The following is a 15,063-nucleotide window of genomic DNA, read 5'->3' on the forward strand; positions in this document are numbered from 1 at the left end:
TATGCGAACGGTCGTGCTACTTGTTTTTCGCGACGGCCATCCCGGTACCCGTCAACGCGCAAGCGGCTCAGGGAACTTGAGGAACCTGCTCCGGATCGACCGCAGCAGCCCGCAGCCGCGCCGCGATGCCCACCCGGGCCCGCCGGTAGGCGCTCTCCTCGCCGTGCAGCACCGAGACCACATTGGCCGTCTCCATCAACGCCACGAGTTCGAAGGCGAGTTGGGGCACGTCCGTGTCGGCGTGCAGCTCTCCCGCATCGCACGCCTCGCCGATCGTGCGCTCCACAAGGGCCGTCCAGCCGCGCTGGGCGCGCACCACGGCGTCGTGCACCGGCCCGGTGCGGGCGTCGAACTCGGCGATCACCTCGTAGAAGAAGCAGCCGCCCGGGAAGACCCGGCCCCGCGAGTACTCCAGCCACAGTTCGCACAACCGCCACACCCGGCCGACCCCCGCCGCCTCCTCCTCGGCGGGACGGACCACGCGCTCGGCGAAGATACGGCCCGCCTCGCGCACGGTGGCGAGCTGCAGCTCCTCCTTCGACCCGAAGAGCGCGAACACCCCGCTCTTGCTGAGCTGCAACTCCGTAGCGAGCCGCCCGACGGACAGGGCCTCCAGCCCCTCGACGGAGGCGATCTCGACGGTACGGCCCAACACCAACTGCCGGGTGCGGTTGCCCCGTTCGACCCGGCCGTCGAGGCGGGTCATCGCAATGCCGGGTGGTCGGCGACCACGGTGCAGGAGCCGGGGGCGATCTCGGTGAACCCCGCGTCACGCACCAACGGCAGCCCGCTGCCGGTCAGTTGCCCCCAGCGCGCCGGGTCCGCGGTCCGCACGGCGAGGGGGAAACCGGCGTCGCGCCAGGCGGCCCGCTCCTCGTCCGACAGCTCCCACCAGGCCAGTTGGGCAGCGTGCCCCGCCTGGGCCATGGCCTTGCCGGCCGACATGTCGAGGTCGGGGTTCAGCCACAGCACGGGCTGCGCGGGATCCGCCTCCACCGGCGGCTCGGGGTCGTCGAGGTCGGTGCCGGAGACCTGCAACTTGGCCAGTTCCCTGGGCCATCCGTCGAGCGGCACGGGCGGGAAGACCCGCACCTCGGCCGACTTCCCCTGCACGGTGATCCCGGGCAACGCCTCGGCCCGCCGCCACTCGGCACCACGGGCCCGCCGCACGACCTTCCGGATCCGCGCATCCTGCCAGTCGCTCATGACCTGCGCCCACTCACCGTCCCCGACGGACCGTTCGTCACTGAGGACGACCAGGACGGCCCGGGCGGCGGTCTCCAACGCATCGGTCCGCGCAGGCGGCGCCGCCTTCTCGATCCGCACGACGAGGGGCAGCACGAACTGGGGTGCGGCGTCGCGTGCGCTGGGCTCGGACCGGAAAGGGCTGTCCTGGGCGGTGGTCTCGTCCGTACTCACGAGGACAAGTCTGCCAGTCGGAAGATCGGTTCTTCCGGGTGCGATCCCACCGCACGAGAGGATGGCACCGTGCAACGCGATCTACGGCTGGACGACGTCGGCCGCCGCTACGGCTTCCGCGGCCCCTGGGTCTTGCGCGGCGTCCACCTGGCCATCCCCCCGGCCACCCTCACCCGCGTCGAAGGACCGAACGGCACCGGCAAGTCCACCCTCCTCCGCCTCCTCGCCGGAATGGACGCCCCCAGTGAGGGCCGTATCACCGGCCGCCCCCGCACTGCCTACGTCCCAAGATCCCGGTGCCCCTTCTGCCGCTGGCGGCGGCCGCCGTCCTCGCGGCAGCGGCGGCCGCGGCGGCCTGCGCGCTCACCTCCGGCCGGTCGCCCTGACCAGGTGGTTCACCCCGAACAGGCCGTGCGCTGCGCCTCCTGCCACTCGCAGACCGGGCACATCGTGATCCCCTTGTACGACTCCGGATACTCGGTCGGCTCCCGGCACAGCACGCACTCCGCATACGGCGGCCCGTCGGCCTTCGGCGGCCTGGTGGCGTCGATCAGGCAGTACGCGTCGTCGCTGTCGTCGCTCATGCCTCCAGCGTAAGCCGGTCACCGCAGGCGGTCCTCGGCCCCGATCAGCTCGGACACCTTCACGAACCGGAAGCCCTGTTTGCGCAGCTCCGGCACGACGGTCCGCACGGCCCGCTCGGTCGCCGGGGCGGCACTGCGCGTGCAGTGCATGACGACGACCGAGCCCGGACGCACGCCCTCCAGCACCTGCCGGGCCACCGCGTCGGCGTCCGTCGCGAACGCGTCCCCGCTCACCACGTCCCACTGCACGGCGGTGACGCCGGTCGAGGCCAGCGACTTCAGGGCCTGCTGGTCGTAACAGCCGCCGGGGAAGCGGAAGTACGGCATCGCGTCCGGCACTCCGGCCTTGCGGAACGCGGTGTACGCCCGCTCCACGTCCGAGCGCATCCGGTCCTCGGCGACGGTCGGCAGCCCGTAGCAGTCACCGGTGAAGGCGTAGTGACTGTAGGAGTGGTTGGCGACCTCGAAGAGCGGGTCCCGCCCGATCGACCGGGCCTGCACCGGGTACTGCTCGGCCCACCGCCCGGTCATGAACACGGTGGCCGGCACCTTCAGCGCCCGTAGCGTCGCGATGAGCTGCGGATTGTCGAACCGCTCGCCGCGTGCCGCCCTCGTGCCCTCGTCGGCGGTCATGTCGGCGTCGAAGGTGAGCGCGACCGTCTTGCCCTGCGTGCGCGGGCCGTTCTTGAAGACGGGGGTCAGACCGGCGGGCCCCGGGGCGAGAGTCGGCGGCCGGGACGCCGCGGCGGAGGTCGCGGAAGGTGCCGGGCGGGCGGCGTGGGGCGCGTCGGGGGCGCCGCAGGCGGTGAGGAGGGCGCCGAGTGCGCAGGCGGCGGCCACTTGTCGTACTCGAATGATCACCGCATGAACATAACCGTACAAATCGGTCGAATGGCGGACCGGCGCGCTTCACTCGCCGAGCAGCCGCTCCCGGCTCTCAGCCACGTCGTAGTCCGGCTCCGGATACTGCGGATCCAGGGCCTGAAGGTGTTCCAGGAGGAGGCGTGCGACTGCCCAGTCGCGGTACCACTTGCGGTCGGCAGGGATCACGTACCAGGGGGCGTGCGGGGCCGTGCAGCGGTGCAGGGCGATCTCGTACGCCTCCTGGTACGCGGGCCACAGCGCACGGTCGTCGATGTCGCCGGGGCTGAACTTCCACCGCTTGTCCGGGCGGTCGAGGCGGCGCAGGAGGCGGTGGCGCTGCTCCTCGTAGGAGATGTGCAGGAAGCACTTGATCACGGTCACGCGGTCGTCGGCGAGGAACTGCTCGAAGCGGTTGATCTCCTCGTAGCGGCGCTCGATCTCGTCCGGCGGGGCCAGGGCGCGGACGCGGGCCACGAGGACGTCCTCGTAGTGGGAGCGGTCGAAGGCGCCGATCTCGCCGGGGCGGGGGAGCTCCTTCTCGACGCGCCAGAGGAAGTGGTGTTCCCGTTCCTCCGGCGTGGGGGCCTTGAAGCCCATGACGCGGCAGCCCGCCGGGTTGAACAGGCCCACCACGTGCTTCACCGTGCCGCCCTTGCCGCTGGTGTCCATGCCCTGGAGCACCAGGAGCAACCGGCGGCGGTCGCCCGTGGTGGCGGCCGCCCAGAGGCGTTCCTGCAGGTCGGCGAGGCGTTTGCCCATGCGGGCGGTGGCTGCCCGGCCCGCCTGCTTGTTCTTCGGGCCGGCAGGTGTCGCGCGGGTGCCGTACGTGGACAGGTCGATCCGCTTGCCGGCGGGCACGCGCAGCAGCCGGCGGAGATCTCTCGGGGCTTTCCCTTTCTCCACGGCGGGTCCCTTCCGGTCAGCGGCCGTAGCGGCCGGTCAGGGTGCCCGAGGCCAGGGTGTGGTCGGCCAGGGCCCGCTTCAGGTCGTCGGTCGAGGCGTCGGAGGGGAGGTCGAGGGTGCGGTCGGTGGCGAAGACCGAGAAGACGTAGTGGTGGGGTTCGCTGCCCTTGGGTGGGCAGGGGCCGCCGTAGCCCTGCTTCTTGAATCCGTTGCGGCCCTGGGTCGCTCCCTGCGGCACCTGGCCGGCCGCCCACCGTGTCTTCTTCGCGTCCGCGTTCCAGAGCAGCCAGTGGATGAAGGTGCCGTGCGGGGCGTCGGGGTCCTCGACCAGGACGGCCAGGGTGGTGGCCGTGGCCGGGATGCCGGAGAAGGCCAGGGGAGGCGACACGTTCTCGCCGTCGCAGGTGTAGCGGCGCGGGATCGTGCCGCCGTCGGCGAAGGCGGAGCTCGACACGGCGATGCGGTGCGAGGCGCTGGGTGCGGGGACGGAGGAATCCTTCCCGTCGTCCCCGCAGCCCGACGCGAGCCCCATCGCCGCCGCGACGGCCACGATCACGAGCCTGCGGTCCATGGGCGGAACGCTAGTCGCGCCCCTGGGTCCCCGCTACCTGCGCCAAGGACCCGTCACCGCGAACGTCGTGCCGGGTGTGTAGCAGTTGACGTACATCGTGCCGCCGTCGGGGGAGAAGGTGACGCCCGCGAACTCGCCCCACTCCGGTGCGTCCGGGGTGCCGATGTTCTGCCGTCCACGCGCCATCGCGTACACCTCGCCGCCCCTCGTCACGCCGAAGACGTGCTGGGCGCCATTGCCGTCCTCGCAGACCATGAGGCCGCCGCTCGGGGCGAGGCAGATGTTGTCCGGGGACTCGCCGGGGAGCTGGACGTCGGTGTCCGGGCCGAAGACGATCACCAGGGTCAGGCGGCGCGACGAGGGGTCGTAGCGCCAGATCTGGCCGTAGTGGTCGGCCGCCGAGCCCTCGGCGCTGTGCGCGAACGACGACACGAAGTACACACACCGCCCGCCCCAGTAGCAGCCCTCCAGCTTCTGCGCGTGCGTGATGCCCTTCGGGCCGAAGTCCTGCAGGCGGACGGGGGTTTGGGCGGCGAGCGGGTCCGGCACGTCGACCCACTCGATGCCGTCGAAGGTGGCGCCCGGCTCCTGGATCGCGGACAGGTCGGGTACGCCGGGCACGCGCATCGCCTGCAGCCGGCCACCCGCGCGCAGTGAACCGACGCCTCCCAGGGGCCTGTTGGGCAGGAAGCGGTAGAAGAGGCCGAAGGGCTTGAGGAACGCGTCCTCGGTCTCGTAGACGATCCCGTGCCGCGGGTCGATCGCGATCGCCTCGTGCTGGAAGCGGCCCATCGCGGTCAGCGGTACGGCGCCCGTGCGGTGCGGGTCGGACGGGTCGACCTCGAAGATGAAGCCGTGGTCCTTGGTGTAGCCGTTGGTGCCGGCCTTGTCCTCGGTCTCCTCGCAGGTCAGCCAGGTGCCCCAAGGGCTGGGCCCGCCCGCGCAGTTGACGGCCGTACCGGCGATGGCGACCCGTTCGGACAGGACGTTGTTGCGGCCGTCGAGCGTGAGGGCCGTACAGCCGCCCTTGCCCGCGGGGTCGTAGGTGAGGCCCGCGACGGTCGGGACGGCGTACTTCGCGGTGGGGCGGTTCTCGTGGTTGCGGACCAGGTGGACGCGCGGGCCTCTCGCGGGCAGGGCGGTCATGCCGTCGTGGTTGGAGGGGACGGTGCCTTCTCCCGAGCGGAGTTGGTCGCCCTCGCGGGAGAGGACCTGGTAGCGGAAGCCCTTCGGGAGGTCGAGCAGGCCGCCGGGGTCGGGGACCAGGGGGCCGTAGCCCGTGTGGCCCACGGGCTGGGCGGCGGCGGTTCCGGCGAAGAGTTCGGAGAGGGCTCCGGTGAAGGCGATGCCGGCTCCCAGGGCACCGCTGCGGGCGAGGATCTGACGTCGTGTTGCAGACATGAAGGGGTGCAACCTTCCTGCTGGCGGACAGGAACTGTGACGCCGCTGTGTCTATCACCCGTCACGCGGTGCGGGAACCACGCGCGTAGCACGTGTCACTTCTCGATCTGCCGGTCCGGCGGGTGTTCCTGCGCCTTCTCCAGGAACCGCAGCAGTTCCACGGGGAAGGGGAGCACCAGTGTCGAGTTCTTCTCGGCGGCGACGGCGACGACCGTCTGCAGCAGCCGCAGCTGGAGAGCGGCGGGCTGATCGGACATCTGCTCGGCGGCCTCGGCGAGCTTCTTGGAGGCCTGGAGCTCGGCGTCCGCGTTGATGATGCGGGCCCGGCGCTCGCGGTCGGCCTCGGCCTGGCGGGCCATGGAGCGCTTCATCGACTCCGGCAGCGACACGTCCTTGATCTCGACCCGGTCGACCTGCACGCCCCAGCCGACGGCCGGGCTGTCGATCATCAGCTCCAGTCCCTCGTTGAGCTTCTCGCGGTTGGACAGCAGATCGTCCAGCTCGCTCTTGCCGATGATCGAGCGCAGGGACGTCTGTGCCATCTGGGAGACCGCGAACTTGTAGTCCTCGACCTTGACCAGCGCGCTCGCCGCGTCGACCACCCGGAAGTAGACGACGGCGTCCACGCGCACCGTCACGTTGTCCCGGGTGATGCCCTCCTGGGCCGGCACCGGCAGCGTGACGATCTGCATGTTCACCTTGTTGATCCGGTCCACGAACGGCACGATCGTCGTGAAGCCGGGTTCTCGTACGGCGCCGGTGAGCCGCCCGAGCCGGAAGACCACCCCGCGTTCGTACTGCTTGACGACCTTCGCCGCCGCGGCGAGGTAGACGAGCCCGGCGGTACCGGCCGCCACGGCCGCCGTCACCAGCTCAGGGACCATCACGACCTCCTCTGTGAGAGGCCTCGTATGTCTGCTCCTGTAACGATATGCCCGGTGGCTGGTCCCGGGCCATGACGGACCCGGGACCAGCCGCCCGTGCGCTACGGAGTCGTGACCCGCACCGGCTCGGTGCCGACCGCGCTGTGCCGCTCGGCCCAGTTCTCCAGTGCCGTACGGCAGGCGTGGTCCAGGTGGTGCAGGCCGGACAGGTCCAGCTCCACCGGGCGGTCCTGGGGCAGCGCCTCCAGGCTGTCGAGGATCTTCGGCAGCCGCAGGAACGTGGCGTTGCCCGACAGGTACGTCTGGACCGGGCCCGCGCCCTTGTCGATGACCTCGAGCTTGATGTGCGAGGCCTCCCAGGCGGTCTTGACGACGGCGAGAGCCAGACCGATGAGGACACCCTCGAACATGCTGACCGCGACGATCGACACGGCGGTGACGACCAGGATCAGCGCCTCGCCGCGGTGCTCGCGCCACAGGGACACGATCTCGCGGACGGGGATCAGCTTGGCGCCGGAGTACACGAGGATGCCCGCGAGCGCCGGGATCGGGATGTAGGCGAGGACGCCCGGCAGCAGGGCCGCGAACAGCAGCAGCCACACGCCGTGCATCACACGGGACGCCTTCGTCCTCGCGCCCGCCTGGACGTTCGCCGCGCTTCGCACGATGACCGCGGTCATCGGCAGGGCGCCCAGCACACCGCAGATCGCGTTGCCCGCGCCCTGCGCCATCAGTTCCTTGTCGTACTCGGTGCGCGGACCGTCGTGCAGCCGGTCCACGGCCGCCGCGCTGAACAGCGACTCGGCGGACGCGATCAGCGTGAACGCCACGACCGTGCCGAGCAGACCGATGTTCGCGAGGTCGCCGAAGGCGCTCAGCGGGGGCGGCTGGATGGAGCCCAGCAGGCCCTGCACCTCGACGGTGGCCACCGGCAGGGAGAACATCAGCGCGGCGACGGTCGCAAGACCGACGGCGGCGAGCGGTCCGGGGATGGTGCGCACCTGCTTCGGCATCCGCTTCCACAGCACGAGTACGGCGATGGTGCCCGCGCCGAGCCCCAGGGAGGCCGGCGCGCCCGTGTTCCCGACGGCCTCGACGAGCGCCTCGGGAATGCCCGCTATCTTCGCCAGGCCCGAGGACGGCGCCTTGGCGTCCGCCATCGAGTACAGCTGCCCGGCGATCAGCACGAGGCCGATGCCGGCCAGCATGCCCTCGACCACCGAGACCGAGATGGCCCGGAAGTAACGCCCCAGCTTCAGGGCGCCCATCAGGAGCTGGAGCACACCGGTGGCGAGGACGATCACGCCCAGGGCCGGCAGCCCGAACTCCTGCACCGCCTCGAAGACCAGCACGGTCAGACCGGCCGCAGGTCCGGAGACCTGCAGACTGCTGCCGCGCATGAGGCCGGTGACGATGCCGCCCACGATGCCGGTGACCAGGCCGAGTTCGGCCGGGACACCGGAGGCGACGGCCACGCCCACGCACAGCGGGAGCGCGACGAGGAAGACGACCAGCGATGCGGCGAAGTCCTGCCGCAGGTGGGGGTATTTGGTCATCGCGGCGCTCACAGGGAGGAGAAGGCGTCGGTGGCGGCGTCGTGCGCCAGGACGGTGCCGGTGTGGACCTCGTAGAACCAGGCGTGCAGGGTCAGTTGACGATCCTTCAGCTTCTTGTCGATGTACGGGTACGAGCGCAGCCGCAGCAGCTGCGTCAGGACGTGGCTCTGCACGCCTTCGGTGACGGTCGGGTCCTCGACCGTGCCCGCCGGACGCGGGGTGGCGTTGGACAGCCAGTCGCGCACGGCCGGTACGGCGGTCAGGTCGTCGCCGCGCACCAGGGCGCCGACGGCGCCGCAGTGGGAGTGGCCGCAGACCACGATGTCGCTGACGCCGAGCACCTCCACGGCGTACTCGATGGTGCAGGCCTCGCTGGTGGGGTGCTCGGAGGCGTACGGCGGGACGATGTTGCCGGCGGTGCGCAGCTCGAAGAGCTCGCCCGGGCGGGCGCCGGTGATCAGGGCCGGGACGACCCTGGAGTCGGAGCAGGTGATGAACAGCACCTGCGGGGACTGGCCTTCGGCGAGTTTGGCGAACTCCTCAGGGCGCTGTCCGAACGTACGGGCGTTGTCGATGAGGGGCTGCATGATGTGGTGACTCCTCCTGGCGCGCCGCAATGGCGCGTCGGTGTGGGCAGGACAGATGTGGGGGAGAGAGAAACTGCTCTGCTGTCAGCAGCGGAAGACCTGAAGTGCTGCCGGAGAGTGCGCTGTCGAGGGTCTCGACGTGCGCGGCGCCCTGGGCGCGGCCGGTTGGTGTACGGCCGCGGGGTCCTCGGCCGGCAGGCCTCGTTCGGGATCCTCGGGGGCGAAGTCGACCGCGCGGTGACGGTCTCGGGTGCGCAGGGGGCCCGTCGGGCCTCCGGAGTGGTCGCAGTGACGGTGCGTGAGTGTCTCGCTGCGCAGCGCCTTGCCGGACAGTTTGATTCCGGGCTGGGCCTTGGCCTCGACCTGACGGACCGTGTGCGCGGATGCGAAGGACTCCGCAGGTGCGAAGAACTGGAGGGCGAGCAGCGCGGCGGCAAGGAGCGCGAACGTGGTCCGGATCCTCGTACGTCGGAACATGCGCCCCCCTCCAGGTGATTCACACTTCTCGCATTGACCAGCCAATGACCAAGGGTGGGTCAATGACTGGTCAAGAAACACGTTAACCCTGCAAAGTTGTTTGCAGGGTTAACTTAACGTTTCGAGCTGAAGAGAGCCTGAAATGCGCTGGTGGGGTGGCTTGATCTAGTCGCTCTCGGCGAGCCTCTTGCCGTCCCGGGCCAGAGCCGTGAGCCGGGAAATCGCCCTGAAGTACTTCTTACGGTAGCCGCCGTTCAGCATCTCCTCGCTGAAGAGCTTGTCGAAGGGCAACCCGGAGGCCAGCACGGGTACTTCACGGTCGTAGAGCCGGTCCGCGAGGACGACGAGCCGCAGGGCGGTCGACTGGTCGGGAACCGCCTCGACGTCGGTGAGGCAGACCGCCTTCAGCCCGTCGGTCAGCGCGCCGTAGCGGCTGGGGTGGACCTTGGCGAGGTGGTCGAGGAGGTGCGGGAAGTCGTCGAGCGAGGCGCCCGCGGTGGCGTACGCCGCCTTCGTCACCTGCTCGTCGGAGTACGGCGCCGGCGCCTCGGGCAGGCCGCGGTGGCGGTAGTCCTCGCCGTCGATGCGCAGGGTGCGGAAGCGGGCGGACAGGCCCTGGATCTCCCGTAGGAAATCAGCCGCCGCGAAACGGCCTTCGCCGAGCTTGCCGGGGAGGGTGTTGGAGGTGGCGGCGAGGGCGACGCCGGCGTCGACGAGCTTGCCCAGCAGGGTCGACACGAGGACGGTGTCGCCGGGGTCGTCGAGCTCGAACTCGTCGATGCACAGCAGCCGGTGGCCGCTGAGCGTCTGCACGGTCTGCTGGAAGCCGAGGGCGCCGACCAGGTTGGTCAGCTCGACGAACGTGCCGAACGCCTTGAGCGCGGGCTCCGCCGGGGTGGCGTGCCAGAGGGAGGCGAGCAGGTGGGTCTTGCCGACGCCGTAGCCGCCGTCGAGGTAGACGCCGCGGGGACCGGCCGGGGTCTTGGGCGCCTTGGGCCTGCCGAAGCCGAAGAGGCCGCGCTTGCCGCCGCCGACGGCGTGTGCCCCGCCGAGTCCGGCCGCGAAGCCCTCGAGGACCCGTACGGCCTCGGTCTGGCTGGGCTGGTTCGGGTCCGGTATGTACGTGCTGAACCGGACCGAGTCGAAGCGCGGCGGCGGCACCATCTCGGCGACCAGGCGGTCAGCGGGGACGTGCGGAGTGCGGGCGCACAGGGACAGCGGGGCCGCGGTGGCTATCGGACCGATACCGGGTGCGGAAGGCGAGGACGACACGGTTACCCATGCTAAGCGTCGTGGAACACTGCACGACATGCGACGCCTGTTCCCTGTGACCGACCAGACAGTGCCGACGGCTTCCGGCGAGGAGCGTGCGGCCGGTGGGGGCGGTGTTCCCGGCGCCCCGGCCGACCGGGAGTGGAGTCTCGCCGAGCTCGCCGCCGCCTACGCCTACCCGGAGCCGGTCGCCGGCGGGCAGCGCGTGCCCTGGCTGCGGGCCAACATGGTCTCCACGCTGGACGGCGCCGCCCAGCACGACGGCAAGTCCCAGCCCATCTCCAACGCGGCCGACATGCGGATCTTCGGGACGCTGCGGGCGCTGGCGGACGTGGTGATCGTCGGTGCGGAAACGGTACGTCAGGAGGCGTACCGGCCCGCACGCGCGCGTGCGGAGTTCGCCGAGGCGCGGAAGGCGGCCGGGCAGGAGGCGGCGCCGGCCGTCGCGGTGGTCACCGCGAGCCTGGACCTCGACTTCTCCCTTCCGCTGTTCACCTCGCCGGTGGTGCCGACCCTGGTTCTCACGGGCGCCGCGGCGGCCCCCGATCGCATCGCCACCGCCGAGAAGGCGGGCGCGCGGGTCGTGATCGCCGGTGACGGGATGGGTGTGGAGCCCGTCCGTGCCGTACAGGCCCTCGGGGAGCTCGGGCACACGCGGCTGCTGACCGAGGGCGGTCCGCGGCTGCTCGGGCAGCTGGTGGCGGCGGGGGTGCTGGACGAGCTGTGCCTCACGGTGGCGCCGATGCTCACCGCGGGGGATGCGCAGCGGATCGCCGGGGGGCCGACTGTCGCGGTTCCGCAACGGTTCGGGCTGGTCTCGCTGCTGGAGGAGGAGGGGTTTCTGTTCGGCCGCTACCAGCGGACTTGAAAATCGTTCAGCGGTACCGCAGGTCCCGAAAACGGCGGAATCTACCGTTCCGCTTGGCTTTCGGCGGGCACACTGAATCTCGCAGTCCCCGTGACACCACGGGGCAGGATGGTTTCCGCAGAAGGGGCGCCCGGTGTTCACAAGCGTATTGATGATCGAGAAGGCCCTGACGTCCGCAGACGTGGAGTTCGTCACCAGCCTGCACGGGGACGAGGAGGTCTCCTTCCACGTCCTGCTCCAGCCCCGCGGCGACCAGGCGGACCGCCTGCTGCGGGCCATCGACGACGTCGCGCTCGGCGAGCTGGACGAGGTGGCGAAGGAGCGCGAGGTACCGGAGGGGGCGGCGGCGAAGGACTTCGGGGAGCGTGCCCTCGAGGTGTCGCTGCAGGCGCTGCAGGCCGCCGGAAGCGAGGCGGACGGGCGGCTCATCGAGGACCATCCGCTGGACGCCCTCAAAGCGCTGGTCGACGAGATCGACGCGGACGAGGTGATCGTACTGACCGATCCCCACTACGTGGAGGAGTTCTTCCACCGGGACTGGGCTTCGAGGGCGCGGCACAAGGTGGGGGTGCCGGTGCTCAAGCTGTTCTCGCACAGCAAGGCATGAGACGTACCCATACCCCATTCCGTGTGCCATAGGGTTTGGGTGATTCGACGTTTGCCGCACCATCCCAGGAGACACGCATGGCACCCGGCCTTCCCCCCGCCATGGACCGACCGCACTTCATCGGCATCGGTGGGGCCGGGATGTCGGGGATTGCCAAGATTCTTGCGCAGCGTGGGGCCAAGGTGGCCGGCAGTGACGCCAAGGAGTCCGCGACCGCAGAGGCGCTGCGGGCGCTGGGCGTGACCGTGCACATCGGGCATGCGGCGGAGCACCTTGCCGACGACGCCAGTTGTGTCGTCGTGTCGTCGGCGATCCGGAAGGACAATCCGGAGCTGGCCCGGGCCGCCGAGCTCGGCATCCCCGTCGTGCACCGGTCCGACGCCCTCGCCGCGCTGATGGACGGCCTGCGGCCGATCGCGGTCGCCGGTACGCACGGCAAGACCACCACGACCTCGATGCTGGCGGTGTCGCTGAGCGAGCTCGGGCTGAACCCGTCGTACGCGATCGGCGGCGACCTGGACGCCCCCGGTTCCAACGCGCTGCACGGCGAGGGCGAGATCTTCGTCGCCGAGGCGGACGAGTCGGACCGCAGCTTCCACAAGTACGCGCCCGAGGTCGCGATCGTCCTCAACGTCGAGCTCGACCACCACGCCAACTACGCCTCCATGGACGAGATCTACGAGTCCTTCGAGACGTTCGCCGGACGGATCGTGCCCGGTGGCACGCTGGTGATCAACGCCGACCACGAGGGTGCGCGCGAGCTGACGCGGCGGGTGTCCGGTTCGGTGCGGACGGTGACGTACGGCGACGCGGAGGACGCCGACGTACGGGTGCTGTCGGTCGTCCCGCAGGGGCTGAAGAGCGAGGTCACCGTCGAGCTGGACGGCTCGCCGCTCACCTTCACGGTCTCCGTCCCCGGCCGTCACTACGCGCACAACGCCGTGGCCGCGCTCGCCGCGGGCATCGCGCTGGGCGTCCCGGCCGCCGAGCTGGCGCCCGCCCTGGCCGCGTACACCGGTGTGAAGCGGCGCCTGCAGCTGAAGGGCGAGGCGTCGGGGGCGCAGGTCATCGACTCGTACGCCCACCACCCCACCGAGATGACGGCCGACCTGGAGGCGATGCGCTCCGCGGCGGGCGACGCGCGGATCCTGGTCGTCTTCCAGCCGCACCTGTTCTCGCGGACGCAGGAGCTCGGCAAGGAGATGGGAGAGTCCCTGGCCCTCGCCGACGCCTCGGTCGTCCTCGACATCTATCCGGCCCGTGAGGACCCGATCCCGGGTGTGACGAGCGAGCTGATCATCGAGGCGGCGCGGGCCGCGGGCGCGGACGTTACGGCGGTCCACGACAAGGCGGACGTGCCCGAGGTGGTGGCGGGAATGGCGAAGGCCGGTGATCTCGTTCTCACCATGGGCGCGGGCGATGTCACCGACCTCGGGCCGCGCATCCTGGACCGTCTTTCGCAGTGAGGGGCTGAGGCTCATGTCGTACGACGTCGAAAAGCCGGACGAGCAGTGGCGGGCGGAGCTGACTCCGGCCGAGTACGCGGTGCTGCGCCAGGCCGGCACGGAGCCTGCCTTCACCGGTGAGTACACCAACACCAAGACGACGGGCGTGTACTCCTGTCGCGCCTGCGGTGCCGAACTGTTCACCTCCACCACGAAGTTCGAGTCGCACTGCGGCTGGCCGTCCTTCTACGACCCCAAGAACACGGACGCGGTGGAACTCATCGAGGACCGGTCGCACGGGATGGTGCGGACCGAGGTGCGGTGTGCGCGGTGCGGGTCGCATCTCGGCCATGTCTTCGAGGGCGAGGGCTATCCGACGCCGACGGACCAGCGGTACTGCATCAACAGCATCTCGCTGCGGCTCACGCCGGAAGAGGGCTGACTCTGTCGTCCTGTGCCCGCCTGCGGCGTCTGTTGCGGGGCGGGCGCTGGGGCCAGAAGAGGACGTAGGCGGCGGAGCCCACCGCGAAGGCCAGGCGGATGAAGCCCTGGGTGGACGCCGACGGGACCAGGAGCGCGCTGCCGTAGAGGGAGATCAGGGCGAGCCAGCTGACCCAGGGGACCAGTCGGCGCTGGCCGATGGAGTCCCAGATCAGGGTCCCGAGGAGGACCGAGGCGTTGTAGTACGTGTACACGCTCGGGTCCAGGACGATGCGGGCGTCGGCGGCGAGCAGCACCACCGCCGGCCAGCGGTGCCGGCGGACGGCCAGGGCGCCCAGGGCGAGGCCGAGGGCCATCTGGGCGGGGCGGTCCCACCAGGGCGTGGCGGCGTCGTGCACGCCGAACCAGCGCAGGGACGACGCGGGTTGGTTGGGGATCGTGAAGCGGGCGGCGGCCAGGGTGTCCAGGTGGGTGAGGTAGAAGGGCAGCCAGGCCACGGCCACCAGGCCCATGGCCCAGGCCGCCGAGCGCAGGCGTGCGGTGCGCGGCAGTGCCAGCAGGAGGGGCAGGAAGCCGACCGCCCAGGGCTTGGAGTCCACCGCCAGGGCGAGGAAGATGCCCACGGCCGTGGCCTTGCCGCGGACCAGTGCGCGGACGGCGAGGGTGGTGAAGAACAGCGCGAGGACGTCGTCGAGGTGTGCGAAACGCACCGCGACCTCCACCCACATGGGGATGAAGGCCGCTCCGGCGATCAGCACGCGCTGCTGGAGGCGTTTGTGGTTGAGCCCCGTGCCGCGGTAGTGGTCGGCGGCGGCACGGCCGACCAGCACCAGCATGTACAGGCCCAGACCGGACATGAACGCGTCGGCGAGCTTCTCGCCCAACTCGGCCGGGAACGGCGCGAACAGGCCGGCGACCAGGAAGCTCACCGGGCCGATCTGCAGCTCGGGATGGTTGGCGTAGAGGGCGAGGCCGCCGCCGGGGATCTGGTTGAAGAGAAGTTGCTGACCGGTTCTCAGGTAGTGCCAGGACACGGCCCCGTGGCGTTCGGCCACGAAGAACCAGACGGCCGTCCACAGGGCGAGCAGCGCGTTGTGCCACCGCACCGGATAGCGGCCGATCCGGCCGATCCGGCCGATCCGCGCCCCGTCCCTGGGCACGGCCGGCGCCGTCTCCCGGTTCAG

Annotated in this window: 17 protein-coding genes and 1 pseudogene; 5 read left to right on the plus strand and 13 right to left on the minus strand. The window is 70.8% G+C overall.

Annotation, left to right across the window (positions count from 1 at the left end):
- Positions 1–67: 67 nt before the first annotated feature.
- Positions 68–712 carry a TetR/AcrR family transcriptional regulator gene (locus tag ABZ880_RS12865; RefSeq protein WP_361261077.1) on the minus strand — a complete coding sequence of 215 codons (645 nt, stop codon included), beginning with the start codon at positions 710–712 and terminating at the stop codon, positions 68–70.
- Complete coding sequence (locus ABZ880_RS12870) at positions 703–1,419, minus strand: aminoacyl-tRNA hydrolase (RefSeq protein ID WP_361260746.1); 717 nt, start codon at positions 1,417–1,419, stop codon at positions 703–705. Before ABZ880_RS12870 ends, ABZ880_RS12865 begins: the two co-directional genes overlap by 10 nt.
- Before the next feature lie 69 nt (positions 1,420–1,488).
- On the opposite strand from ABZ880_RS12870, the pseudogene ABZ880_RS12875 reads away from it, so the two are divergent.
- Positions 1,489–1,707, plus strand: a pseudogene (locus ABZ880_RS12875) (ATP-binding cassette domain-containing protein); the annotation flags it as partial.
- A 107-nt stretch (positions 1,708–1,814) separates the two neighbouring features.
- Here ABZ880_RS12875 and ABZ880_RS12880 read toward each other — a convergent pair.
- The 10 genes from ABZ880_RS12880 to zapE form a co-directional block, all read right to left on the minus strand.
- Entirely contained in the window at positions 1,815–2,003 is a 189-nt protein-coding gene (locus tag ABZ880_RS12880) for a hypothetical protein (protein ID WP_361260748.1), read from the minus strand.
- Between the two features lie 18 nt (positions 2,004–2,021).
- Positions 2,022–2,864, minus strand: a complete 843-nt coding sequence (locus ABZ880_RS12885) for a polysaccharide deacetylase family protein (RefSeq protein ID WP_361260750.1) — start codon at positions 2,862–2,864, stop codon at positions 2,022–2,024.
- Positions 2,865–2,912: 48 nt separating this feature from the next.
- Positions 2,913–3,770 (minus strand): PPK2 family polyphosphate kinase, encoded by an 858-nt coding sequence (locus tag ABZ880_RS12890; RefSeq protein ID WP_361260752.1) that lies wholly within the window; start codon positions 3,768–3,770, stop codon positions 2,913–2,915.
- A 16-nt stretch (positions 3,771–3,786) separates the two neighbouring features.
- Positions 3,787–4,341: a YbhB/YbcL family Raf kinase inhibitor-like protein gene (locus ABZ880_RS12895; protein ID WP_361260754.1), complete on the minus strand. Its 555-nt coding sequence runs from the start codon at positions 4,339–4,341 to the stop codon at positions 3,787–3,789.
- Positions 4,342–4,374: 33 nt separating this feature from the next.
- Entirely contained in the window at positions 4,375–5,742 is a 1,368-nt protein-coding gene (locus ABZ880_RS12900) for an alkaline phosphatase PhoX (protein WP_361260756.1), read from the minus strand.
- 95 nt (positions 5,743–5,837) lie between these two features.
- Positions 5,838–6,626, minus strand: coding sequence for a slipin family protein (locus ABZ880_RS12905; protein ID WP_361260758.1), 789 nt, complete (start codon positions 6,624–6,626; stop codon positions 5,838–5,840).
- 101 nt (positions 6,627–6,727) lie between these two features.
- Positions 6,728–8,182 (minus strand): SulP family inorganic anion transporter, encoded by a 1,455-nt coding sequence (locus ABZ880_RS12910; protein WP_361260759.1) that lies wholly within the window; start codon positions 8,180–8,182, stop codon positions 6,728–6,730.
- An 8-nt stretch (positions 8,183–8,190) separates the two neighbouring features.
- Positions 8,191–8,769, minus strand: a complete 579-nt coding sequence (locus tag ABZ880_RS12915; RefSeq protein WP_361260761.1) for a carbonic anhydrase — start codon at positions 8,767–8,769, stop codon at positions 8,191–8,193.
- Between the two features lie 84 nt (positions 8,770–8,853).
- The gene (locus ABZ880_RS12920) at positions 8,854–9,246 is read right to left on the minus strand and encodes a hypothetical protein (RefSeq protein ID WP_361260763.1); all 393 of its coding nucleotides are present in this window, start codon (positions 9,244–9,246) and stop codon (positions 8,854–8,856) included.
- A 165-nt stretch (positions 9,247–9,411) separates the two neighbouring features.
- The gene (gene zapE / locus ABZ880_RS12925; RefSeq protein ID WP_361260765.1) at positions 9,412–10,518 is read right to left on the minus strand and encodes a cell division protein ZapE; all 1,107 of its coding nucleotides are present in this window, start codon (positions 10,516–10,518) and stop codon (positions 9,412–9,414) included.
- Positions 10,519–10,555: 37 nt separating this feature from the next.
- Between zapE and ABZ880_RS12930 the strand changes: the two genes are divergently transcribed.
- The 4 genes from ABZ880_RS12930 to msrB all read left to right on the plus strand — a co-directional run bounded on the left by ABZ880_RS12930 (position 10,556) and on the right by msrB (position 13,880).
- Positions 10,556–11,386: a pyrimidine reductase family protein gene (locus ABZ880_RS12930; protein ID WP_361260767.1), complete on the plus strand. Its 831-nt coding sequence runs from the start codon at positions 10,556–10,558 to the stop codon at positions 11,384–11,386.
- Positions 11,387–11,519: 133 nt separating this feature from the next.
- On the plus strand, positions 11,520–11,993 hold the full coding sequence (locus tag ABZ880_RS12935; protein WP_361260769.1) for an indole-3-glycerol phosphate synthase: 474 nt from the start codon (positions 11,520–11,522) through the stop codon (positions 11,991–11,993).
- A gap of 77 nt (positions 11,994–12,070) precedes the next feature.
- Positions 12,071–13,459, plus strand: a complete 1,389-nt coding sequence (murC, locus tag ABZ880_RS12940; protein ID WP_361260771.1) for a UDP-N-acetylmuramate--L-alanine ligase — start codon at positions 12,071–12,073, stop codon at positions 13,457–13,459.
- Positions 13,460–13,472: 13 nt separating this feature from the next.
- Positions 13,473–13,880, plus strand: a complete 408-nt coding sequence (msrB, locus tag ABZ880_RS12945; RefSeq protein WP_361260773.1) for a peptide-methionine (R)-S-oxide reductase MsrB — start codon at positions 13,473–13,475, stop codon at positions 13,878–13,880.
- Here the strand turns inward: msrB and ABZ880_RS12950 are convergent.
- Complete coding sequence (locus ABZ880_RS12950) at positions 13,861–15,018, minus strand: hypothetical protein (protein WP_361261079.1); 1,158 nt, start codon at positions 15,016–15,018, stop codon at positions 13,861–13,863. The two genes, msrB and ABZ880_RS12950, sit on opposite strands and share 20 nt — an antisense overlap.
- Positions 15,019–15,063 lie beyond the last annotated feature (45 nt).

This window comes from Streptomyces sp. NPDC047043 (assembly GCF_040644055.1).
Taxonomy (GTDB): domain Bacteria; phylum Actinomycetota; class Actinomycetes; order Streptomycetales; family Streptomycetaceae; genus Streptomyces.

Coding starts and splice junctions, on each gene's coding strand:
- ABZ880_RS12905 (WP_361260758.1), bottom strand. CDS start 6,626: ATGGTCCCTGAGCTGGTGACGGCGGCCGTGGCGGCCGGTACCGCCGGG.
- ABZ880_RS12910 (WP_361260759.1), bottom strand. CDS start 8,182: ATGACCAAATACCCCCACCTGCGGCAGGACTTCGCCGCATCGCTGGTC.
- ABZ880_RS12900 (WP_361260756.1), bottom strand. CDS start 5,742: ATGTCTGCAACACGACGTCAGATCCTCGCCCGCAGCGGTGCCCTGGGA.
- msrB (WP_361260773.1), top strand. CDS start 13,473: ATGTCGTACGACGTCGAAAAGCCGGACGAGCAGTGGCGGGCGGAGCTG.
- ABZ880_RS12915 (WP_361260761.1), bottom strand. CDS start 8,769: ATGCAGCCCCTCATCGACAACGCCCGTACGTTCGGACAGCGCCCTGAG.
- ABZ880_RS12930 (WP_361260767.1), top strand. CDS start 10,556: ATGCGACGCCTGTTCCCTGTGACCGACCAGACAGTGCCGACGGCTTCC.
- murC (WP_361260771.1), top strand. CDS start 12,071: ATGGCACCCGGCCTTCCCCCCGCCATGGACCGACCGCACTTCATCGGC.
- ABZ880_RS12920 (WP_361260763.1), bottom strand. CDS start 9,246: ATGTTCCGACGTACGAGGATCCGGACCACGTTCGCGCTCCTTGCCGCC.
- ABZ880_RS12895 (WP_361260754.1), bottom strand. CDS start 4,341: ATGGACCGCAGGCTCGTGATCGTGGCCGTCGCGGCGGCGATGGGGCTC.
- ABZ880_RS12880 (WP_361260748.1), bottom strand. CDS start 2,003: ATGAGCGACGACAGCGACGACGCGTACTGCCTGATCGACGCCACCAGG.